Source organism: Mesorhizobium sp. NZP2077, from assembly GCF_013170805.1.
Classification (GTDB): Bacteria; Pseudomonadota; Alphaproteobacteria; order Rhizobiales; family Rhizobiaceae; genus Mesorhizobium.
The window spans coordinates 7236415-7255672 of record NZ_CP051293.1 but is presented as its reverse complement, the minus strand read 5'-3'; the positions used below and the strand labels follow the sequence as shown (position 1 = coordinate 7255672).

19 protein-coding genes and 1 tRNA gene are annotated in these 19258 nt (G+C 62.1%); 7 read left to right on the top strand and 13 right to left on the bottom strand.

Going from position 1 to position 19258, the window contains the following annotated elements; all coding sequences use genetic code 11:
• Positions 1–79: 79 nt before the first annotated feature.
• Positions 80–1150 (bottom strand): multiple monosaccharide ABC transporter substrate-binding protein, encoded by a 1071-nt coding sequence (chvE, locus tag HGP13_RS35550; RefSeq protein ID WP_172234515.1) that lies wholly within the window; start codon positions 1148–1150, stop codon positions 80–82.
• A 313-nt stretch (positions 1151–1463) separates the two neighbouring features.
• Here chvE and HGP13_RS35545 point away from each other — a divergent pair, with 313 nt between their 5' ends.
• The 3 genes from HGP13_RS35545 (at position 1464) to HGP13_RS35535 (ending at position 3948) form a co-directional block, all read left to right on the top strand.
• Complete coding sequence (locus tag HGP13_RS35545; RefSeq protein ID WP_172234514.1) at positions 1464–2453, top strand: LysR family transcriptional regulator; 990 nt, start codon at positions 1464–1466, stop codon at positions 2451–2453.
• Between the two features lie 106 nt (positions 2454–2559).
• The gene (locus HGP13_RS35540; RefSeq protein WP_172234513.1) at positions 2560–2901 is read left to right on the top strand and encodes a protamine-2 (modular protein); all 342 of its coding nucleotides are present in this window, start codon (positions 2560–2562) and stop codon (positions 2899–2901) included.
• Positions 2902–3186: 285 nt separating this feature from the next.
• Positions 3187–3948, top strand: coding sequence for a Stf0 family sulfotransferase (locus tag HGP13_RS35535; protein WP_172234512.1), 762 nt, complete (start codon positions 3187–3189; stop codon positions 3946–3948).
• A 100-nt stretch (positions 3949–4048) separates the two neighbouring features.
• Here HGP13_RS35535 and HGP13_RS35530 read toward each other — a convergent pair.
• The 9 genes from HGP13_RS35530 to HGP13_RS35490 all read right to left on the bottom strand — a co-directional run bounded on the left by HGP13_RS35530 (position 4049) and on the right by HGP13_RS35490 (position 12766).
• A tRNA-Gly gene (locus HGP13_RS35530) sits at positions 4049–4122 on the bottom strand.
• Positions 4123–4220: 98 nt separating this feature from the next.
• Positions 4221–6107, bottom strand: coding sequence for an acyltransferase family protein (locus HGP13_RS35525; RefSeq protein WP_172234511.1), 1887 nt, complete (start codon positions 6105–6107; stop codon positions 4221–4223).
• A gap of 203 nt (positions 6108–6310) precedes the next feature.
• Positions 6311–7801, bottom strand: coding sequence for a hypothetical protein (locus tag HGP13_RS35520; RefSeq protein WP_172234510.1), 1491 nt, complete (start codon positions 7799–7801; stop codon positions 6311–6313).
• Entirely contained in the window at positions 7798–8244 is a 447-nt protein-coding gene (locus HGP13_RS35515; protein ID WP_246707241.1) for a GtrA family protein, read from the bottom strand. The genes HGP13_RS35520 and HGP13_RS35515 overlap by 4 nt, the downstream gene beginning before the upstream one ends.
• Before the next feature lie 41 nt (positions 8245–8285).
• Positions 8286–9311: a glycosyltransferase family 2 protein gene (locus HGP13_RS35510; RefSeq protein ID WP_172234508.1), complete on the bottom strand. Its 1026-nt coding sequence runs from the start codon at positions 9309–9311 to the stop codon at positions 8286–8288.
• A gap of 113 nt (positions 9312–9424) precedes the next feature.
• A complete protein-coding gene (locus HGP13_RS35505) occupies positions 9425–10855 on the bottom strand; it encodes a HAMP domain-containing sensor histidine kinase (RefSeq protein WP_172234507.1) in 1431 nt (476 codons plus the stop codon).
• Positions 10852–11526: a response regulator transcription factor gene (locus tag HGP13_RS35500; RefSeq protein WP_172234506.1), complete on the bottom strand. Its 675-nt coding sequence runs from the start codon at positions 11524–11526 to the stop codon at positions 10852–10854. Before HGP13_RS35500 ends, HGP13_RS35505 begins: the two co-directional genes overlap by 4 nt.
• A gap of 49 nt (positions 11527–11575) precedes the next feature.
• Positions 11576–11962 carry a hypothetical protein gene (locus HGP13_RS35495; protein ID WP_172234505.1) on the bottom strand — a complete coding sequence of 129 codons (387 nt, stop codon included), beginning with the start codon at positions 11960–11962 and terminating at the stop codon, positions 11576–11578.
• A gap of 186 nt (positions 11963–12148) precedes the next feature.
• The gene (locus HGP13_RS35490; protein WP_172234504.1) at positions 12149–12766 is read right to left on the bottom strand and encodes an outer membrane protein; all 618 of its coding nucleotides are present in this window, start codon (positions 12764–12766) and stop codon (positions 12149–12151) included.
• A gap of 477 nt (positions 12767–13243) precedes the next feature.
• Here HGP13_RS35490 and HGP13_RS35485 point away from each other — a divergent pair, with 477 nt between their 5' ends.
• From HGP13_RS35485 to HGP13_RS35475, 3 genes are all read left to right on the top strand, one after another.
• Positions 13244–14182, top strand: coding sequence for a hypothetical protein (locus HGP13_RS35485; protein WP_172234503.1), 939 nt, complete (start codon positions 13244–13246; stop codon positions 14180–14182).
• Positions 14183–14187: 5 nt separating this feature from the next.
• A complete protein-coding gene (locus HGP13_RS35480; protein WP_172234502.1) occupies positions 14188–15021 on the top strand; it encodes a galactosyltransferase Lgt5 in 834 nt (277 codons plus the stop codon).
• 123 nt (positions 15022–15144) lie between these two features.
• The gene (locus HGP13_RS35475; RefSeq protein ID WP_172234501.1) at positions 15145–15408 is read left to right on the top strand and encodes a DUF6460 domain-containing protein; all 264 of its coding nucleotides are present in this window, start codon (positions 15145–15147) and stop codon (positions 15406–15408) included.
• Positions 15409–15412: 4 nt separating this feature from the next.
• Here HGP13_RS35475 and HGP13_RS35470 read toward each other — a convergent pair whose 3' ends face one another.
• Positions 15413–16315, bottom strand: coding sequence for a histone deacetylase (locus HGP13_RS35470; RefSeq protein WP_172234500.1), 903 nt, complete (start codon positions 16313–16315; stop codon positions 15413–15415).
• A 132-nt stretch (positions 16316–16447) separates the two neighbouring features.
• Here HGP13_RS35470 and HGP13_RS35465 point away from each other — a divergent pair, with 132 nt between their 5' ends.
• The gene (locus HGP13_RS35465; protein WP_172234499.1) at positions 16448–17788 is read left to right on the top strand and encodes an MATE family efflux transporter; all 1341 of its coding nucleotides are present in this window, start codon (positions 16448–16450) and stop codon (positions 17786–17788) included.
• On the opposite strand, the gene HGP13_RS35460 is transcribed toward HGP13_RS35465, so the two are convergent.
• Both HGP13_RS35460 and HGP13_RS35455 read right to left on the bottom strand, forming a co-directional pair.
• Positions 17781–18860 carry a quinone-dependent dihydroorotate dehydrogenase gene (locus tag HGP13_RS35460; protein ID WP_172234498.1) on the bottom strand — a complete coding sequence of 360 codons (1080 nt, stop codon included), beginning with the start codon at positions 18858–18860 and terminating at the stop codon, positions 17781–17783. The genes HGP13_RS35465 and HGP13_RS35460 overlap by 8 nt on opposite strands.
• Positions 18857–19207 carry a DUF952 domain-containing protein gene (locus HGP13_RS35455; RefSeq protein ID WP_172234497.1) on the bottom strand — a complete coding sequence of 117 codons (351 nt, stop codon included), beginning with the start codon at positions 19205–19207 and terminating at the stop codon, positions 18857–18859. The genes HGP13_RS35460 and HGP13_RS35455 overlap by 4 nt, the downstream gene beginning before the upstream one ends.
• Between the last annotated feature and the right edge of the window lie 51 nt (positions 19208–19258).

Genomic DNA, 19258 nt, shown 5'->3' with positions numbered 1-19258 from the left:
GGTCGGTAACAATACCGGGCTCGCTGGTGAACGAAAAGGGGCCCTGCGTTGCGCAGGACCCCTGTCTTTGTAACCGAGATTACTTCAGGTCTTCGGCCTTGATGTAGCCGGAGTCGACGACCAGCTTCTGGTAGTTCGTCTTGTCGACCTCATGCGGCGTCAACAGGATCGAAGGAACGACCTTGACGTCGTTGTTGTAGGTCTTGGTGTCGAGGCCGTCGGGCTTGCCGCCCGACAGCACCTTGTCAACCAGACCGACAGTGGCCTTGGCCAGGTCGCGGGTGTCCTTGAACACGGTCGAGTACTGCTCACCCGTGATGATCAGCTTGACCGAGGCGGTCTCGGCGTCCTGGCCGGTCACGATCGGCCAGGGCTGAGCGGCCGTGCCGTAGCCAACGGCGCGCAGCGAGGCGGTGATACCGCGCGACAGGCCGTCATAGGGCGACAGAACGCCGTCGACGCGGCTGCCGTCCGAGTAGTTGGCGGAGAGCAGGTTGTCCATGCGCGCCTGGGCGGTTGCCGCCAGCCAGCGCAGCGTGCCGACCTTGTCCATGCCCATCTGGCCGGACTTAATCTTGATCGAGCCGTCGTCGATCAGCGGCTGCAGGACAGAAATCGCACCATTGTAGAAGAAGAACGCGTTGTTGTCGTCGGGCGAGCCGCCGAACAGTTCAACGTTCCATGGCTTGGTGTTCGGGAAGCGCTCCTTGAGGCCCTTGACCAGCGAATTCGCCTGGATCACGCCTACGCCGAAATTGTCGAACGTGGTGTAGTAGTCGACATTCTTGGTCTTCTTGATCAGGCGGTCATAGGCGACGACGACGACGCCCGCATCAGCGGCCTTCTGCAGCGCATCCGAGAGCGTGGTGCCGTCGATCGAGGCGATGATCAGCGCCTTCGGGCCCTTGGTAATTTCGTTTTCCAGCTGGCTGAGCTGGTTGGGGATGTCGTCCTGCGCATACTGCAGGTCAACGGTATAGCCGAGAGCCTCGAGCTGGGACTTGACGGCATCGCCGTCGTTGATCCAGCGCTGCGAAGTCTTGGTCGGCATCAGCACGCCGACAAGACCCTTGTCGGCTGCGTGCGCCGAATAGGTCATGGCAGCGATGCCAAGCGCCGCGACTGCGGCCAGTGTCTTGATGATTTTCACTTAAACTCTCCCTGGTTGATGGACGCGGCACCCCGGGGGTCGCGGGCCGCGCAATCGTGCAGAAGCGCCAAGGCACCACTGCCGTCATATCGATCTCCGGTATCCTCCCATGGCCCCGAGGCGCGGATTTCAATCGATACGATTTTTATCGTGGCGACCGTTGCGTCTCGGAACATGCTGACGTTGCGACCCTTTTGCCATAACTGTCAAATGCGATCTTTGATGGTTGCTATACCGCAAGTGGTATATGTTATGAGCCATGGCGGGTTGCTGGCAAATGCCAGAGGGTCGCGAGCTGAGGCGGGGAAAGACCATGGCGGCGTTACGGAATCCGACAGGGGTTTCAAATGGTTATAATGAGACTCCAGGCGATGGCGAAACCTTGCTGCGCAGTGGTCTCAGCCTGCGCCACATGCGCATGATCGTCGCGCTTGATGACCATGGCCGGGTGAGCGCGGCGGCGCAGGTCATGAACATTTCGCAACCGGCGGCATCGCGCATGATCGCCGAGATGGAGGCGGTGCTCGAGGTCAAGCTGTGCGAGCGGCTGCCGCGCGGCATCACGCTGACGCCCTACGGCAAGGCGCTGGCCAGGCGCGCACGCTCGATCCTGCTGGAGATGCGCGAGGTCGACCGCGAAATTTCGGAACTCAAGGCAGGCAAGGGCGGTTCCGTGTTTCTCGGCGCCGTGACGGCGCCGGCGATCGAACTGGCGGTGCCGGCGATTCGTGAAATCCGCCGCATCTACCCGCGTATCGAGATCACCATGCAGGTCGAGACCTCCAATGTGCTGGCGCGCGAACTGATCGCCACGCGCCACGATTTCATCATCGCGCGCATTCCCGACGACCTCAATCCGCGGCTGTTTGAATCGCGCGTCATCGGCGTCGAGAAGGCCTGCCTGATCGTGCGCCGTGGCCATCCGCTCACCAGGGGCAGCGTGGTGCGGCTGGAAGACACCGCAGCCTATGACTGGGTCTTCCAATCGGGCGGCTCCCCTTTGCGCCAGGCGATGGAGAGCAATTTCCTCAACCGCAACATCGCGCTGCCGGACCGCATCCTCAACACCTCTTCGCTGCTGCTCACGCTGGTCATGGTCGCGCACTCCGACGCCATCGCGCCGGTTTCGGTGCAAGTGGCGAAATTCATCCAGAATCCCGACGGGCTCGCCGGCGCCATCGACGTCGTCCAGACCGAATTCGACATCGAGGTCAGGCCCTACAGCCTGATCACGGTCAGGAACCGTGCGCTGTCGCCGGCCGCCAAGATGCTGCACGATTTCATCCTGCGCGAAGTGGGATGATGGAACAAGAAGTGCGGTCGCTCGTTCAGGCCGATCGGCATGCTCGCTGGAGCCCGTTTTGGGTGAGGGAACGAGGTGCCGATGGTCAACAACTCGGGAGGTTTTGATGGAACGTCGGTTGTTTCTCACTGGACTGCTGGGCGTTGCGGGGGTCGTGGCGTTTGCTGGAGTAGCCGGACCCGGCCGCGCGGTTGCCGGTATTCCGCAGGGCAACGGAATTCTGGATCAACTGGACAAGCCTGATGCTGCGGTCTTCGAAGGCGATGACGCGGTCGAAGTGGAGCAGGTCTCCCACCGTCGCTGGCATCACGGCCGTGATGGTGACTGGCGTCGTCGTGATGGCGGACGGCGCCGCGGCTGGAGACGAGTTTGCCGCAGCTACTGGCGCCATGGCCGGCGCCATGTCCGCTGCTGGCGCAAGCGCGTATGGCTCGGCGTCTGGCTGTGACGAACCATTGATGAAAGGCCGCCACCGTAGCGTGGCCGGTGTCGGCTCTGCACAGACGCGCAGGGTCCAAGGCTTGCGTGTTGTAATGAATGGCTTGGCACAGACCACCCGTGACGGAATCGTCCGTTCCAGGTATCCTAAGATCGAATTGACGGAATCATATTAGACTTTACTAATTGAAATGCCGTCAGATAGAGGTGTGACCATGCCGAGTGGCCATTAAGGAGCAGAACCATATCCCGTAACACCGGCTACAAGTTTGCAGACCAGGGGCAATCGGCACGCATGAAAGGCGTGGCGATACTGACCGAAGCCCGCAGTGGCTCCGAATGGCTTGGTAGTCTGGCAAACAGCACCGGAATACTGGGGCAGTCGGGCGAATGGCTCGACCCTAGCAAGCTTGGGTTCAAGCCAAAATCCTTCGACGAACTTCTTCGCGCGGTGATCGATCGCGGCAAGACCGCGAATAGCAGGTTCGCTGTAAAAGTGTTTTCGCGGCACCTTGAGACGACGCAGGCGAAGTATGGAGTCGACTTCCTCACCGAATGCATCAGGCGCCATGACATCGGATTGGTCTTGCTCGAACGGAGAGACCGACTTCGTCAAGCAATTTCCTATTGTCGGGCGAAAGCGTCGGGCCGTTGGCAGAGCACGACGAGCGCTACTGATCTGGTCCCGGAGTACGACTTCGCCAGCATCTGCCAAGTCTACTTCCGGATCGAGCAGAGTCATGCCTTCTGGGGTGCCTACCTGCACATGGCCGATCTGCCCTACGACCATTTTTTCTATGAAGATCTCTTGAGTGACCCTCGTCCGTATGTCGCGTCGTTGGCGCGCCAGTTATCGGTTGAAATGCCGAACTGCAATTTCAAGACGAATTTGCGGTTGCAGCGGGACGCCTACACCGAGGAATGGGTTGAGCGCTACCGCAATGACGCCAGGTCGAAGAATTTGCTGGCGCACCTCCCCGAAAAGGTGGCGCCGCGCAACGTCGATAATCTCGCTCGGTTCCTTCTGAAGAAGCAGATGCGAATCAGTCAACTCTAGGTCGTGGCCAGCATTCAATCTCTACCTCAAGAGGCTTGGATAGCGCCGAGGCGGGGGTTCGAAACCCTCAACATCAGGCGTATGGCCCTATGGCATATGCTGGAGCGGGTAGCGGGAATCGAACCCGCGCGTTCAGCTTGGGAAGCTGACAGGCTACCATTACATCATACCCGCGCGTGCCCTCGTTACCATGAGGCTCGGGCTTCCGGCAATCGCAAAGCGATCCTCGAAACAAACGCTTTAGCGGTTGCCTCGGCGCTGGTCCGCGATTCCTATTTTGCCTTCGCGACTTTGTTGGTGGCGGCAAAGCTTGGCCAGTATTTCGAGATGGCGAGGGTCGCGCCGGCCGAAGAGAAATGACCGTAGTCGAAGTAGAGAAACTGCCTGGTGCCGGCGTCGGCGTAGGAACAGCCGGCCGCGTCGCACAGATAAGCCAGCGGATCGATGAAATCAGCCCCTTCGACGAATGGCTGCACCTGCTTGTTGATGTCCGGATCCATGGCCATCGGCCAGGATGTGTTGGCGACATGATCCCGTCTCGCGAAGAAAGCGATCTTCTGGACGTCGGCGATGAATTCCGGAGACTGGCCGATGACATAGACCTTGACGCCCATGTCGCGCAGCCGGTCGACCGTCTTTTGCAGGCCCTCAAAACCCCTGGCCTGGTAGTCGGTCCATCTGCCGCTCAGGATCACGGCTTGGATGTTGGCTTCGTGGATGATCGACAGCGCCCGTTCGTTGAAGCGGGTGCAGGCCGGCCGGGCGTAGGAAAAGTAGGTCAGGTTGGGTGGGCAGCCGGCATAGGTGTACTGGATAACATTGGCCTGGATCTTGTCAGCATTGGCCTCCAGCCCCGACACATAATGCGCGGCGAAGGAATCGCCCCACAGCAGCACATTGGTAGCAAAGCCATGCGTACGGGTGCAGTCGGCGAGGTTCCAGTTCTCGATCCGGTCCGCACCCTCGTTGAAACAGACGCCGTTGCGCCAGTCACCCACCACGACCCGTTCCGTCGAGAAGTCCGGGAACCGTTGCGGAAAACCCTTACCCAGCACGCCGGCCACGCCGCCGACGCACAGCAAGGCGATCGCCGCGGCCGAGAAAGCGAAGATGGGCAGCGGGGCGGTGAAGGCCCCCTTCTGGCGGAAGGGCTGCTCGACATACTTCCATGAGAATGTTGCCAGCGCGACACTCGCCACCATCATCGCCATGATCGTTGGCACACCGATGGCTTTCAGCGAGAGATAGTGGACGAACGAATTGATCGGCCAGTGAACGAGGTAGAGCGAATAGGAGATGAGCCCCACCCAGACCAGCGGGGTGAGCTGAAGCACGCGCGTCGCGACAGGCACCGGCCTGTCGGCATGCGCCTGGCCCGCATAGATGAGCAGCGCCGTTCCGATGCAGGGAAACAGGGCATTGTAGCCTGGAAACGGGTCGCTTTCCGAAATCGTCAGAAAGCCGAAGGCGATCAAGCCAAAACCGGCGAGGCCGATCAGTTCCGTCAGCGGACGGCTGGCCAGCGCCGGTGGTTTTTTCAGCATCAGAATCGCACCCAGCGCCAGTTCCCAGATGCGCGTCGGCAGGAGGTAGAAGCCGGCGGTCGGCGCCAGTGTGGTTGCCATGACCGCCAGGGCAAAACTGCCGATGGCGATCGGCAGCAGTATCGTCAGCCAACGCTTCGAGGCGTATCGGTAGATCAGATACACTAGGATCGGCGCGAAGATATAATACTGCTCCTCGACCGAAAGCGACCATGTGTGCAACAGTGGCCGCAGTTCCGCGTCGATGGAGAAATAGTTGGTGGTTTTCCAGAAATAGATGTTCGACCAGAAGGTCGAGGCCGCGATCACGCTGAGGCTGTATTCGTGAAGGTCCGACGGCAGAAGAATGAACCACGCCGCAATGCTCGCGAGCAGGATGACGAAAGTCAGCGCCGGCAGGATGCGCCGCGCACGCCGCCAGTAGAAGCGGCCGATCGAGAACTGGCCGCGCTCGAGATCGTCGAGCAGGCTGCCGCTGATGAGATAGCCCGATATGACGAAGAAGATGTCGACGCCCGTGAACCCGCCGGGAATGGCGGATACGCCGAAATGGAAGAGCACGACGGGCAGCACTGCAACGGCCCGCAGGCCGTCAATGTCGCGCCTGTAGTTCATTCTGCCGGTCCGTAGGCGGTGGCCCGTGGCAGTCGTGCGGCGGAACCTGACATGCTGCTCATACGGCGATCCCCGTCGTAGTCGTGGCTCGTGGGTTCCACGGACTGTGCTCTGCAACACAAGTTTGCTGCACTGCAACATGCGTGTCAAGGCAGATGCTGCGCTTTGAACGCTGGCGAAGCCGTTCGCAGGAGCGCGGTAAGTCAGGCGCCGGGCAGGTAGATCACAGCGTCGTCGTCGGCATAGGCCCGCTTCCAGCCCAACTCCGTGAAGAAGGGGATGCGGGTATCGTCCACCGTCAGCAGTGCCCAGCCGATGGCGTATTTCTTCAACTGGGCTTCGAGCAGCGGTTTTCCGTCGCTGTGTCCCGTTGCATCGTCGGTTTTCGTGAACCCGCCCAGGAACAGCTGGTCCGTCCTGCCGTCAATATAGGTCTTGATGCCGTGGAAGATCAGTGTGCCGCCGAAATTGTAGGAATTCAGCACGTTGCCCGCGAGGTGGTGATCCCTGGCGAATGCGAGGGCGCCGCTGGCCGATGTCTTCGGACTCGGCGCCACCTGATAGGCACTGCCGAGGACCAAGACCGAGCCGAACAACAAGACAGCCATCGCGCCGCCGATTGCGTAGAACCGGCTGGCGAAGAGTTTTTCCAGCCCGTCACGCTTTTCCGCCAGCCAGCTCGTGGTTGAGAGCGAAGGGTATTGCAGGGCGACCTCGACCGCGATCACCAAGGGTATCAACAGGAAGGGCAGATACACAAATCGCAGATGGGCGAGATAGATATGCAAGGCGAAGACGATGAACAACGCCTGGGCCCAGCCGATCCGCAGCCTCGATACCAAAAGCCCGAAAAGCGCCAACAGAATCGCCGCTTCCTGGAAGAGCTGCTCCTGGGCATTGAACGGCCGCCATTCCAGGATAAGAGGCACCGCCTCGTTGCCATAGGCCACGGTGAACGTCGCCAGGATGGCCTTCACCCCATAGGGATGCAGCAAGCTGACCAGGGGGCAGAGCAGGCCGAAAGCGACCCATTTTGCCAGCAGGACGGGTTTCGACAGGCCCGAGCGGGCCAGCAGAACGAGCCCGGCAAAGGCGGCGATGACGAAGCTAAGGGTGAACGTGGCATGCAGGTTGGCCCACAAGACGACAAGCACGAGCATCCACAGGGGTGGGGCCTTCTCTTCCTGCGCGGCACGAAACAGCATTGCCGTCCAGACGACGATGATCGGTAAGGTGAAGACGTGGGGGCGCGCCGTATAGATCGAGGCGATCAGGAAAGCCGCGGCGAAGGCCAGCGCTATCGCCAGTATCGGCTTCAGCCATGCGCTGAGGAACCATCCCATCAGGAAGACGGTCAGGCCGACCGTGGCGATGATCAGCGTGACGACGCCATTCCAGCCGCCCGCACGGTAGGCAAGGGCCAGAAAGACCTGCCCAAGCCATTCCTTGGCGATCCAGGGTTGGCCGGCGAAAGTATAGGAATAGGGATCGACGGCCGGAAACGTCCGGTTTTCCAGGAAGTCCAGCCCGACCTTCACTTGCCACCAATTGTCGGGATCCTGCAGGATCGCACCGGCAAAGGCGGTGAGTACAGAGGCCACGACACAGGCGCAGAGAAGGCAGAACATCAGCCGGATGCGCTGCGCGTCCCCGAGTGACGGCGTCGCCGTCGCGATTACCGCGGCCTGGGTCATGTCGCAGCTCCGGGCCATTTCGCGTTCGTTGCGGCCACGGGTTCACCCGCGCCGCCGACAAAGACGAACCGGGCCGAGCCAAGATAGAAGATGATCGAGTACAGGCAGTTTCCCGCCAGATGGACAAACGGGTTCTCGATGAAGCCAGCGGACATGGCGGCAATCACGATGCCCAGATTGGCGCTGTAGGCGACGACGAAGGTGACCGCGTAGCGAGTGGCCGCACCGGGGCGAAAGCCGCCGGCACGTCCGAACGTCCATTGGCGATTGAGGAAGAAGCCAAGCGTGAGGCCCGCGGCATAGCCTGCCGCATTGGAGACGATGTCGCCGAGGCCCAGCGCCAGCCCGGCCAGGATCAGCGTATATCCAAGCGCCGTGTTGAGAAGCCCGACGGCGCCAAAGCGCAGCAGCCGCGAGACATCAGACGGAAGAGCCGACCGCATCCTGCCCATGCCGTTCCCGCTGCATCCGCCCGACCTTCGCCTCAGCCACGCGCCGCTCTTTTCGCCATCTCCTGCAGGCGATGGACGGGCAGGTCGCTGTCCTTGGCCGGCCGGTCGCGCGCAACGATTTCGTTGACGAAGTAGAGCGGCCGCCGCTTCGTCTCCATATACATGCGGCCGAGATACTCGCCGAAGATGCCGAGCACCAGAAGCTGGACACTGCCCATGATCAGCATGATCGCGGCAAGGCTCGTCCAGCCGGGCACCACGTTGCCCCTGGACCACTCTAACAGCGTGTAGCCGAGCACGACCAGTCCGAGCAGACCGAACATCATCCCCAGCAGCGAGGCAAACCGCAACGGCACGATCGAAAAGCTGGTCATCGCGTCGACCGCCAGAAGAACCATCTTCTTCAGCGGGTAGTGGGTGGTGCCGGCAAAGCGCCGGTGCCTTTCATAGGGGAAGGCGACCTGCCTAAGCCCTATCCAGCTCACCATGCCGCGAATGAACCTGTAGCGTTCGGGCATCGCGTTCAGATGATCGAGCGCCCGGCGGCTCATCAGCCGGAAGTCTCCGGAGTCCGGCGCGATCTCGACATCGACCATCCGCCCGAGCAAGCGGTAGAACAGCGAGGCGGAAGCCCGCTTGAACCAGCTTTCGCCGTCGCGTTTCACCCTCTGGCCGTAGACGACGTCGAAGCCCTCATCCATCTTCGCCATCATCGCGCTGAGCAGTTCGGGCGGATCCTGGAGGTCGGCGTCGAGAATGAGAATGCGCTCGCCGCGGCAGAACTCCAGCCCCGCGCTCAAGGCGATCTGGTGGCCGTAGTTGCGGGCAAGGTCGATGGCGACGACATGGTCGTCCTTTTCGGCCAGTTCGAAGATAGCCTCGCGGGTCCCGTCGGTCGCTCCGTCGATGACAAGCACGATCTCGTAGGAAGGGCTTTGCTCGAGGCACACGGCGCTGAGGCGTCGGTGAAGCTCGGCCACGCCGTCGCGCTCATTGTAGCATGGCACCACGACCGACAGGGTGATTGCGCGATGCGCGCCGATTTTTCCCGTTCCCACCAAAGCCTGGCTCCCACTCTTGGAATGGCAAATAGCGGCAATTGGTTAGAAAACAGATAAGCCAGGCACCGAAATGGGGTCATCGGCCGACCGACGCCATGGGCTTTGCATCGTCAGGAGCGCACCGGCAACTCCATGCGGATGCGGGCGCCGCGCCGTGCGCCCGTCAGGATGCAGATCGTGCCGTCATGCAGCAACGCGATCTGTCGGGCGAGATTCAGTCCAAGCCCCGCCCCGCGCGACTGCGGCTGCAAGCGGTAAAAGGGCTCGAAGACGTTCTCGTGCTCTTCCGCGGGAATGCCCGGGCCTTCGTCGCGCACCTCGACGCCGCCGGTCCCGTCGACGGCGATCGTGATCGTTCCATTGCCGCCGCCATGCTCGATGGCGTTGCGCACGAGGTTGGCGAGCGCACGCTCGATCTGCAGGACATTGACCTCCACCTGGGCCTTGCTGGGTGGAGGCTCGAAAGCGAGGTCGTAACCGGCCTCGATGGCCAGCGGGGCGAAGTCGGCGGCGACCCGGCTGACGAGATCGTCGAGATCGATGATCTGGCGCTGGTCCGACGGCCGGTCGAGCAACTGATGGTCGAGCAGTTGCTGGGCAAGATGCGACAGGCGCTCGATGTCATGCAGCAGGCGCACGCTCTGCGGCTCCTGCTTCAGCAGTTCGGCGCGTGTGCGCAGGATGGCGATCGGCGTGCGCAGTTCATGCGCCGCGTCGGTGAGGAAACGGTTGTGGCGGTCGTAGCCTTGGGCGAGGCGGGCCAGCGCCTCGTTGAAGGCATGCACCAGCGGCGCGATCTCCTGGGGCACCTGCTTGACCGGCAGTTGCATGGCGCGGGTGCCGATGTCGATACGCGCCGCCTGGCGGACCGTTTCGACAAGACCGGCGAAGGAGCGGCGCACCACGGCTGGCGTCGTCACCAGCGTCGTCGTGCCCATGACGAGGATGATGGGCAACAGCAGGATCGCGATCACCAGCGCGAGCGCCGGCAGGGCGCGCTCCCAGTTCCTGCTGCCGTCTGGATTGCGGGCGACTTCGACGGTGGCCGAAATGTTGATTTCGAGACCGTCGGTCTGCTGGCGCGACGACTGTGTCGCGGCGACGATCTGCACAGTGCCGGCCCTGGTCGAAGCGTTTTCGATATAGGCTTCCGGCCGCATGTCCTTGTCGGAGAATCCGATTGTGGCGTGATCGGCCCCGCCAAGCATGTCGCCGAAGCTTTTGGTGTAGATGTCGGGGATGTTGCCGGCACGGACGCTCTCGCCGCTGCCATCGCGAACGATGTACCAGACATTGGGGAAGCTCTCGCGAAACGCGGAGAGGTCTTCCGTTTCGCGTACGATCAGCCTGCCGTCCTTGTCTCGATCGACGGCATCCTTGACGGCCGCAACGGCTGCCTCGTTGTCGATCAGCAAGCTCGGATTGGCGATCCAAAGCGCTGCCGCGCTAAGCACGATGAAGATCAGCAGCGTCGCCGCCTGCAGCAGGATTAGCCGCCGGACGAGGATCCATTGCAGCGAGCCTGTGCGGACCTTCCTCACGAGACCGCCCGCAAGAGGTAGCCAAGGTTGCGGATCGCCCGGATCTCGATACCGGCGGCGACATCGTCGAGCTTGCGGCGCAGCCGCGAAATATGCGCATCGAGCGCATTGGAGCCAATCTCGTCATCCAGCGCGTAGACGGCTTCCTCCAGCGCACTGCGCATGATGGTCCGCCCCGGCCGGCGGATCAGCGTTTCGAGCACCAGCCTTTCGCGCCGCGGCAGATCGAGCGCTTGTTCCTCGACCAGCGCCTCACGGTGGCGGAAATCATAGGTGAGGCGGCCGACCATCGTCTGGTTGGCGCGCGATGTAAATGAGCGCCGATGCAAGGCATGAAGCCGCGCGACCAGTTCCACCGTGGCGAAGGGCTTGACCATATAATCGTCGGCGCCGGCATCGAGCCCGGCGACGCGGTCTTCCAAGCCGCTCATCGCGGTCAGCGCGATGACAGGCACATCCAGGTGCAAGGCACGCAGCCGCGGTATGAGGCTGAGACCGTCGCCATCCGGCAGCCGGCGGTCCAGCACCACCGCGTCATGATAGCCCAGACGGGCCATCGCCTCGGCATCGGCCAATGTGGCGGCATGGTCGACGATGATGTCCAAACGCTCGAGAGCGGCCTTCAGCACGGAGGCCATTTCCGGTTCGTCCTCGATCAACAGGACGCGCATGCATATTCTCCTTTATCCGCGGCCGATCGGGGGCCGCGGCCGCGGCAAATCATTCGCATTGCAGCTTTGGCTGGCGGAAATTGGTGATGAACCAGCGGCCGCCGGAAGCGCGCGCGTAGAATGTGTAGAAGCATTCCTGACGCTCGATATAGCCGGGCGTCTCGGTCCCTTCATAGACGGTACCGTGTTTTGTGTGGCGAACCTCGCCGCTCGATGTTCCGGAAACCGCTGAGGTCGATACCTTGCGCCATTGATAGGCGCGTTCGCCCTGGCCGAGATCGACGACAGCGGTTGGCGGGCCGTAGTCCAGAATTACCGATTCGACCGGCTGTCCGACATAGTTCTTCATGATGTCGGAGGCACAGCCCGCGAGCGTGAGCGCGACGAACACTATCTTCAGGCCCCTTGTGGGGAGGCCGGCGCCATATGTGGACATATCGGAACAGATTCCCATCATGAAAATTCACGTGCGGGGACCTAGATCGCGAAGATTACATCGACATTGCAGCAGGGCGCGGGAAGGGGGCAATTGCGCAAAAAGCCGACCGTCCTGGGCCGCGCATGTCGAAACGATGGATCGCGCGATGCCCGGCGTGCATCGCGCGATCCAATTCGACCTGTTCTAAAACCGGTAGTTGATGCCGGCCTTCAGCTCATGGCTGCCGATCGTCGTCTTGGACGTGCCAAGGGCCGATGTCGTCTCGACGCCAGGGGTGCGGACATAGTCGTACTCGACCTTGGCGGACAGCCCGCCGGCAAAGCCCTGCTCGATGCCGGCGCCCAGCAGATAGCCCACCTTCCATCCATCGGCGCTGGTGACATTGTCGCCCTTGTCGAATTTGGTCAGCGCAACGCCACCGGTTCCAAACAACAGCGTCTGGTCGAAGCTCACGCCTGCCTTGGCCTTGGCGGCACCACGCCATTTCTCCTTGATCTTGCCGCCATGGACGTCATGTTCGGCGCCGCCCAGATAGGAGCCTTCGATCTCGGCGCCGAGGACCGCCGGACCCATCTGCTGGTTGTAGCCTGCCTGAACGCCGCCGCTGAAGCCATTTCGATCGGCGAACGGATTGGGCATCCTTGTGAACGAGGTGCCGCCATGGACGCCGACATAGGCGCCGCTCCACTGGAAGGCGGGGGGATCATTGTAGGTCGGTGAAAAGTCGGCGGCCATCGCCGGCCCGAGAAGGCAGATGCCAAGGACACCGGCCGTCATGACGATCTTTGCTTGAGAGGACACGAACATTACTCCAACACAAACGCGCATCCGGCAAATCGGTACGCAGGTTAACTCCCGGGGAGCCTGACCGTTGCGGCGGTCAGGCTCCGATTTGGTGTCTTTCAGGGATGGCTGCACGGTCCTGAAACTGGCGTTCGCCAGCTGTGGTAGGGGGGTCAGAGCGCCGCGCGGTCCATCACCTGAAAGACGCCGACTGTCTCGCAAGTGAAAATTGCACGCACATTGCGCAAAATTCGAAAATTACGATTTTGTGCTTTATTTTCAATAAATTAAAATGATCTTGTTTACCTATATTTAAGAATTGTGAATCTTCGCAAACCCGGAATTGCGATCACTTGTTCGAGATGAACAGCCTCTCCTGTTGCCCGGCTCTTGCGCGGCGGCGTACAAAATCCGTGGGCAACTGGCCTCCGGCCGGAGGCCTCGGTTCGCCGTGCCCAAAGCGATTCGAGGAAAGGCAATTCGGGGGAATTTGCTTTGCGGATCATCTATTTCCATTCGGATACGCATTCGTATGACAAGGCGATCTACCCGGGTGTGGGCCCGGCCTTCACCAAACCGTTGTCGTGGGAGGCCCGGCCGATCAGCCAGATCGGCCAGGGCGATTGCGAGGTCGCCGTCGTCGACAATCGTCTCGAACCCGGCGATGTCGAGGTGCTCAAAAAGCATCTCGCGGTTCCCGCCAGCCGTCGGCCGCTGCTCTTCTTCCGGGTCAGCGATCCGGACATGCCGGAAACGGCCAATCCCTGTGTCAGGTTCATCTTCGATTGCGCCGACCATCCCGGCGTCCACTATGCCACGACCTACGATCCCGAGGGACCATTCCTGGCCTTCGTGACGACGCTGAAAGTCTCGCGCGTCGTCCACCTGCCCTACGCATACGATTCCTCGCGAGAACTCGATACTCCGCTTTCTGGCCGTCGCCGAAAGATCTTCCTGTCGGGCAGCAATTCCAGGATCCTGTATCCGCTGCGCTATGCCCTGCGTCGCAAGCGCTCCCGGTTTCCCTGGTTGAGGCCGCTCCTTTTCGATCTCAAGCATCCTGGCTATCCGGAGGATGGAAAGCCGCCGCGTCACGACATCACACACGCACGCTTTATCAGCCTTGCCTCGCAATTCACCCATTTCTTCCTTTGCGGGACGCTCCACAATGTCGAGCTGATGAAATATGTCGAATGCGCCTATGCCGGCTGTGTGCCGGTTGGCGTGCCCGCAACCTCGCTGAAGGCGACCACGGGACGGTTTTTTCAGCCCTACACCGCGCGCGGGTTCGACCTTGCCAGGGATGTTTTCCAGGCAATGCCGGTGCTTGAGAAACGGGCGGCGGGTTACAGGGCCGTGATGCGCGAACTGAGGTCGCCAGCCAGGATCATCAAGGATTTCTCGGCCGAGGTCAGGAGCATTGAGCGCCAGTGACGGCCATGGATGACGAACGTCGAGAGACAAGGCCGGACGGCGCCATCGAGCCAGTCGTCAACGCCGTCTGGATCGGCGCGTCGCTGGACGATCTGCATGCAGCCTGCCTGCGTTCCTTCGTGCTGGCGGGTCACCGCACGCGTCTTCATTGTTACGACATCCCAGGCAATATGCCGCCCGGCGTCGAGACGGTCGACGCCTCGAAACTGATGCCGAGGGAGCGGATCGTCTACTACAAGTCGAACGGAAGCCCCTCGCTGTTTTCCAATCTTTTCCGTTTGAAGATCCTGGAGGCGGGGCTCGGTCTATACGTCGATTGCGATGTGTTCTGTGTCAGACCAATACCGAGGCAGGACTATATTTTCGGCTATCAGACCGGTGATCAGCTCAATGGCGCGGTGCTGAAATTGCCGGCCGGCAGCCAGACACTGATCGAGATGCTGAAGTTCGCGGACGATCCCTACTACATCGTGCCATGGCTCGTGCGCTCGAAGCTGCTGCGCTACAGGTTCCGCAAATTCATAGGCCTGCCGATCCACATCTCCAATTACAGCTGGGGCAAGCTGGGACCCGAGGCGATCACCTATTTCACCCGCGAAACCGGCACCATTCATCACGCGGCACCGATCGACGTCTTCTACCCGGTTAGCCATCATCAGGTCGCCTTGCTGGTCGATCCGCATCTCTCGCTTGCCGATATCGGAACACCGCGCACCCTGTGCATCCATTTGTTCGATCATACGCTGAGCCAATGGATGAAGGGCCGCGCCATTCCGGCGAGCTCGCCGCTCGGCCAGCTACTGGAGCGGTGCGGATTTTCCGCGACCGTCAGAAGCTAGCAACGGATGCCGGCTCGGCGTCCCCGGGTTAGCGCACGGACCGGGCCGGCTTGATGGATGGCCGCCAAGCACGTATCTCTGGACCGTGCCCATGAGTCCGGGCATCTCAATCGGGAGACGGCCTTGTCCGCACTGACGCGCTTTCTCGGCGACTCGCCATTCAGGGTGATCCTGAAGCTGCTGGTGGTGTCGTTCCTCGTTGGCCTTGTCATGAATGCCTTCGGCTGGTCGCCGATGGATGTGTTTTACGGCATCCAGAAATTCTTCATGGACCTGTGGAACCTGGGCTTCCACGCCATCGACCGCTTCCTCGGTTACATCCTGCTGGGTGCCGCGATCGTCGTGCCTGCTTTCATCCTGCTCAGGATCGCCAACTACCGGAAATGACCTTTTAAGCGTAGGCCGAGGCTACCTCGAACAGGATGGCGTGCCGCGCGGCAAGTGTCGGCACATCCGTGGAATAGCCGCCGCCGATGACACCGCACACCGGAATGCCGATCGCGCGGAAACGATCGATCACCATTGTGTCGCGGGCGCGCAGGCCATCGTTGGAAAGCGCCAGCCTGCCAAGCCGGTCCTCGGCATGGACGTCGACGCCCGCATTGTAGAAAACCATGTCCCAGTGCGCCCGGGCCGACAGCTCCGGCAGGATGGCGGCCAGCCTTTCGAGATAGGCGGCATCGCCCGTGCCGTCGGGCAGTGCAATGTCGAGATCGGAAGCGATCTTGCGCACGGGGTAGTTGCGCTCGCCATGCATCGAGAAGGTGAACACGCGTGGCTCGTCGCTCAGAATGTCCGCGGTGCCGTCACCCTGATGCACGTCGAGATCGACGACCAGGATGTTTTGAGCGGCACTGTCAGCGAGCAGCACCAACGAGGCGACGGCGACGTCGTTGAAGGTGCAGAAGCCGGCACCTTGCGCGCGCCGCGCATGATGGCTGCCGCCGGCGGTGTTGCAGGCAATGCCGTGGCGCAAGGCAAGGCGCGCCGCCAGTATCGTGCCGCCAGCGGCAAGCTGGGCGCGCAGCGAAACGCGAGGACCGACCGGAAAGCCGATCTCGCGTTCGATTTTTTCCGGCACCGAACAGCCGAGGACCTGGTCGACATAGTCGGACGCATGGGCAAGCTTCAGCCATGATGCCGGCGCGGGTTCCGCTGTGTTGAGCGCCTCGGGTCCGGCCAGGCCGCGTGCGCGCAAGGCCTCCATCAGCAGCGGATACTTGCTCATCGGGAAGCGATGGTTGGTGGCAAAGCCGGCGTCGTAGTCGGGGTGGTGGACGATCTGCAGGGGCATAAACGGGATCCGGCGGATTCGCGCCAGACCGGGATTTCGGTTGGCCATCGCGGCAAGGGTAATTGCGCGGTGGCCGAAAAATGGGGCACATCGGCTCTTCGATCAAGCCGCAATCAGCAAGGCAGCAATCCCTTGGACAAGGGTGCAATCCCAGCCGACGCGAGACCTTTCGTCGTCACCAACCGTTCCGTGCTCGCCATTGCGGTGCCGATGACGCTTGCCTATCTGACCACGCCGATGCTCGGTCTGATCGACACGGCGGTGATCGGGCACTTTGGCGACGCGGCACTGCTTGGCGGCCTGGCGGCGGGCGCGTTGATCTTTGACGTCGTCTTCACCAGCTTCAATTTCCTGCGCTCCGGCACCACCGGCCTTGTCGCCCAGGCTTTCGGGCGCGGCGATGTGCTCGAGGAACAGGCGGTGTTCTGGCGCGCCGTGCTGATCGCGGTCGTTGCCGGCATCGCCCTGGCGGCGCTTTCGCCGCTGATCGCCGTCGGCGGCCAGTGGTTTATGGGCGCCGAACCGCGCGTCAGCGAGGCGATGGGCGTCTACATCAGGATCAGGCTGCTTGCCGCACCCTTCTCGCTTATCAACTATGCCATCCTCGGCTATGTGCTGGGGCGCGGCGAGGGCGGGCTTGGTCTTGTGCTGCAGCTGGTGCTCAACGGCATCAACATCGCGCTCTGCTTCCTGCTTGGCCTGAAGCTCGGCTGGGGCGTTGCCGGCGTCGCCTGGGCGACCGTTACGGGCGAATTCCTGGCCATGCTGCTGGGTCTCGCCATCGTCGTCCTGCGCTTCCGCTCGACCCAGTCCTTGCCGCGCCATCGCCTGCTCGACATGAGCGCCTTCTTGCGCATGCTGTCGCTCAACCGCGACATCATGATCCGCTCGTTTTCGCTGCTCGCCGCCTTCGCGCTGTTCACCCGGCAGGGCGCGCAATTCGGCACGGTGACGCTCGCCGCCAATGCGGTGCTGATGAATTTCTTCCTCGTCGCCGGCTATTTCCTCGACGGTTTTGCCACCGCCGCTGAACAGCTCGCGGGCCGTGCCGTCGGTGCGCGTGCCGAGCAGCCCTTCCGGCAGGCGGTGCGGTTGACCCTGTTCTGGGGGTTCGGTCTGGCTGGGGCTGCCTCTCTGGTGCTGCTCTTGGCCGGCCCCAATCTGGTCGCCGTCGTCACGACGTCGCAGGAGGTGCGCTCGGTGGCCGACATCTATTTGCCCTGGGCGGCATTCACCGCGCTCAGCGGCGTGCTGGCGTTCCAGATGGATGGCGTCTTCATCGGCGCGACCTGGTCGCGCGACATGCGCAACATGATGCTGCTTTCGTTCCTTGTCTTCGTTGTCGCGCTGCTGACCTTGGCGTCGGCCTTCGGCAATCACGGTCTGTGGGCGGCGCTGCATGTGTTCCTGCTGGCGCGGGGCTTCAGCCTGCTGACGATTCTGCGATTGCGGGTGCGCACAGCGTTCAGCTGAGTGGTTTGGACGCCCATCGATCGAGGCGGCTGTCGCGCAACTCGCGGATGGACTTAAGCCGCTCTCTTTCCGCGAAACGGATCATCCCGGCGACGATCCGGCCCGGCAGAGCCGGCCCGGCATAGATCATGCTGGTGTAGAGCTGGACAAGATCGGCACCCGCGCGGATCTTCTCCAGCGCCGTCTCGGCGGAATCGACGCCACCGACGCCGATGATGGCGATATCCGGCCCGAGCAACTTGCGCATCTTCGCCAACACGATGGTCGAGCGTTCGAACAGCGGTTTTCCCGAAAGCCCGCCGGTCTCGCGCACAACGTCGCCGCTGCGCAGCGGCGGTCGCGAAATGGTGGTGTTGGAAACGATGACGCCGTCGATCCGTTTTTCAACGACCTCGGCTGCAATGTCCTCCAACTCGGCCTCGACCAAATCCGGCGCGATCTTGAGAAAGACGGGCGGCTGGGCCGCGGCTGATGCACGCGCGGCCATGACCCGTGACAACAGCTCACCGAGCTGCTCGCGCGCCTGCATGTTGCGCAGGCCAGGCGTGTTGGGCGAGGAGATGTTGATTGTCAAATAGCTGGCATGGGAAGCAAAGCGGGCGACGCCGCGCTCATAGTCATTGACGCGGTCGGTGCTGTCCTTGTTGGCTCCGACATTGACGCCGACAATGCCGGAGCGCTCCTTGCGCGCGGCAAGGCGTTCTTCGGCCGCCGCATGGCCTTCATTGTTGAAGCCCAGCCGGTTGATCACAGCGTCATCCGCCGTCAGCCGGAAGATTCGCGGTTTCGGGTTGCCGGCCTGCGGCAGCGGCGTGACGGTGCCGACCTCGGCAAAACCAAAGCCGAGGCCAAGCAGCGCGTCCGGCACCTCGGCGTTCTTGTCGTAGCCGGCCGCCATGCCGAGCGGGTTGGGGAAATCGAGACCGCAAAGGCTGACCTTCAACCTGGTGTCGCGCACCGTCCGCGCACCGACACGCAGGCCGCAGCGCAACGCCGCGATCGACAGGCCATGCGCGGTTTCCGGATCGAATGTGAACAGCAGTTTTTGGCCAAGCCGGTCGAACAGACTCATTCGGCCTCCAGTGCCGGGAAGAGGTGGGTGCCATCGGCGCCGAGCGGCAGCGGTTTGACCCACAGCACGGTGTCCAGTTCCAGCACGCTGTAAAGATGCGGAAACAGCGCGCCGCCGCGCGAGACCTCGTATTTCAGCGCGTCGCCCAGCCTGGCGCCGTCGATGGCGACCAGCAGAAGGTCCGTTTGGCCGGAAAAATGCTTTGCCGCGGTTTCCCGAACCTGTGCTGCCGTGGAGAAATGGATGAAGCCGTCGGCGACGTCGATCGGCGCGCCGGTGAAGCGCCCACTGGCTTCGGCCTCGCGCCAAGGCGCTTGCGGGGTTATCTTGTAGATAAACTGAGACATGGTTGCGCTATAGTCCGAACCAGCCACGCGGGAAAGGCCACGCCAAGGGTC

What these genes read in the sequence shown, in the direction of transcription:
- HGP13_RS35480 (WP_172234502.1), top strand. Translation starts at nt 14,188, where the DNA reads ATGGATGACGAACGTCGAGAGACAAGGCCGGACGGCGCCATCGAGCCA.
- HGP13_RS35535 (WP_172234512.1), top strand. Translation starts at nt 3,187, where the DNA reads ATGAAAGGCGTGGCGATACTGACCGAAGCCCGCAGTGGCTCCGAATGG.
- HGP13_RS35515 (WP_246707241.1), bottom strand. Translation starts at nt 8,244, where the DNA reads ATGCGGTCGGCTCTTCCGTCTGATGTCTCGCGGCTGCTGCGCTTTGGC.
- HGP13_RS35520 (WP_172234510.1), bottom strand. Translation starts at nt 7,801, where the DNA reads ATGACCCAGGCCGCGGTAATCGCGACGGCGACGCCGTCACTCGGGGAC.
- HGP13_RS35470 (WP_172234500.1), bottom strand. Translation starts at nt 16,315, where the DNA reads ATGCCCCTGCAGATCGTCCACCACCCCGACTACGACGCCGGCTTTGCC.
- HGP13_RS35540 (WP_172234513.1), top strand. Translation starts at nt 2,560, where the DNA reads ATGGAACGTCGGTTGTTTCTCACTGGACTGCTGGGCGTTGCGGGGGTC.
- HGP13_RS35460 (WP_172234498.1), bottom strand. Translation starts at nt 18,860, where the DNA reads ATGAGTCTGTTCGACCGGCTTGGCCAAAAACTGCTGTTCACATTCGAT.
- HGP13_RS35525 (WP_172234511.1), bottom strand. Translation starts at nt 6,107, where the DNA reads ATGAACTACAGGCGCGACATTGACGGCCTGCGGGCCGTTGCAGTGCTG.
- HGP13_RS35455 (WP_172234497.1), bottom strand. Translation starts at nt 19,207, where the DNA reads ATGTCTCAGTTTATCTACAAGATAACCCCGCAAGCGCCTTGGCGCGAG.
- HGP13_RS35500 (WP_172234506.1), bottom strand. Translation starts at nt 11,526, where the DNA reads ATGCGCGTCCTGTTGATCGAGGACGAACCGGAAATGGCCTCCGTGCTG.
- HGP13_RS35495 (WP_172234505.1), bottom strand. Translation starts at nt 11,962, where the DNA reads ATGTCCACATATGGCGCCGGCCTCCCCACAAGGGGCCTGAAGATAGTG.
- HGP13_RS35545 (WP_172234514.1), top strand. Translation starts at nt 1,464, where the DNA reads ATGGCGGCGTTACGGAATCCGACAGGGGTTTCAAATGGTTATAATGAG.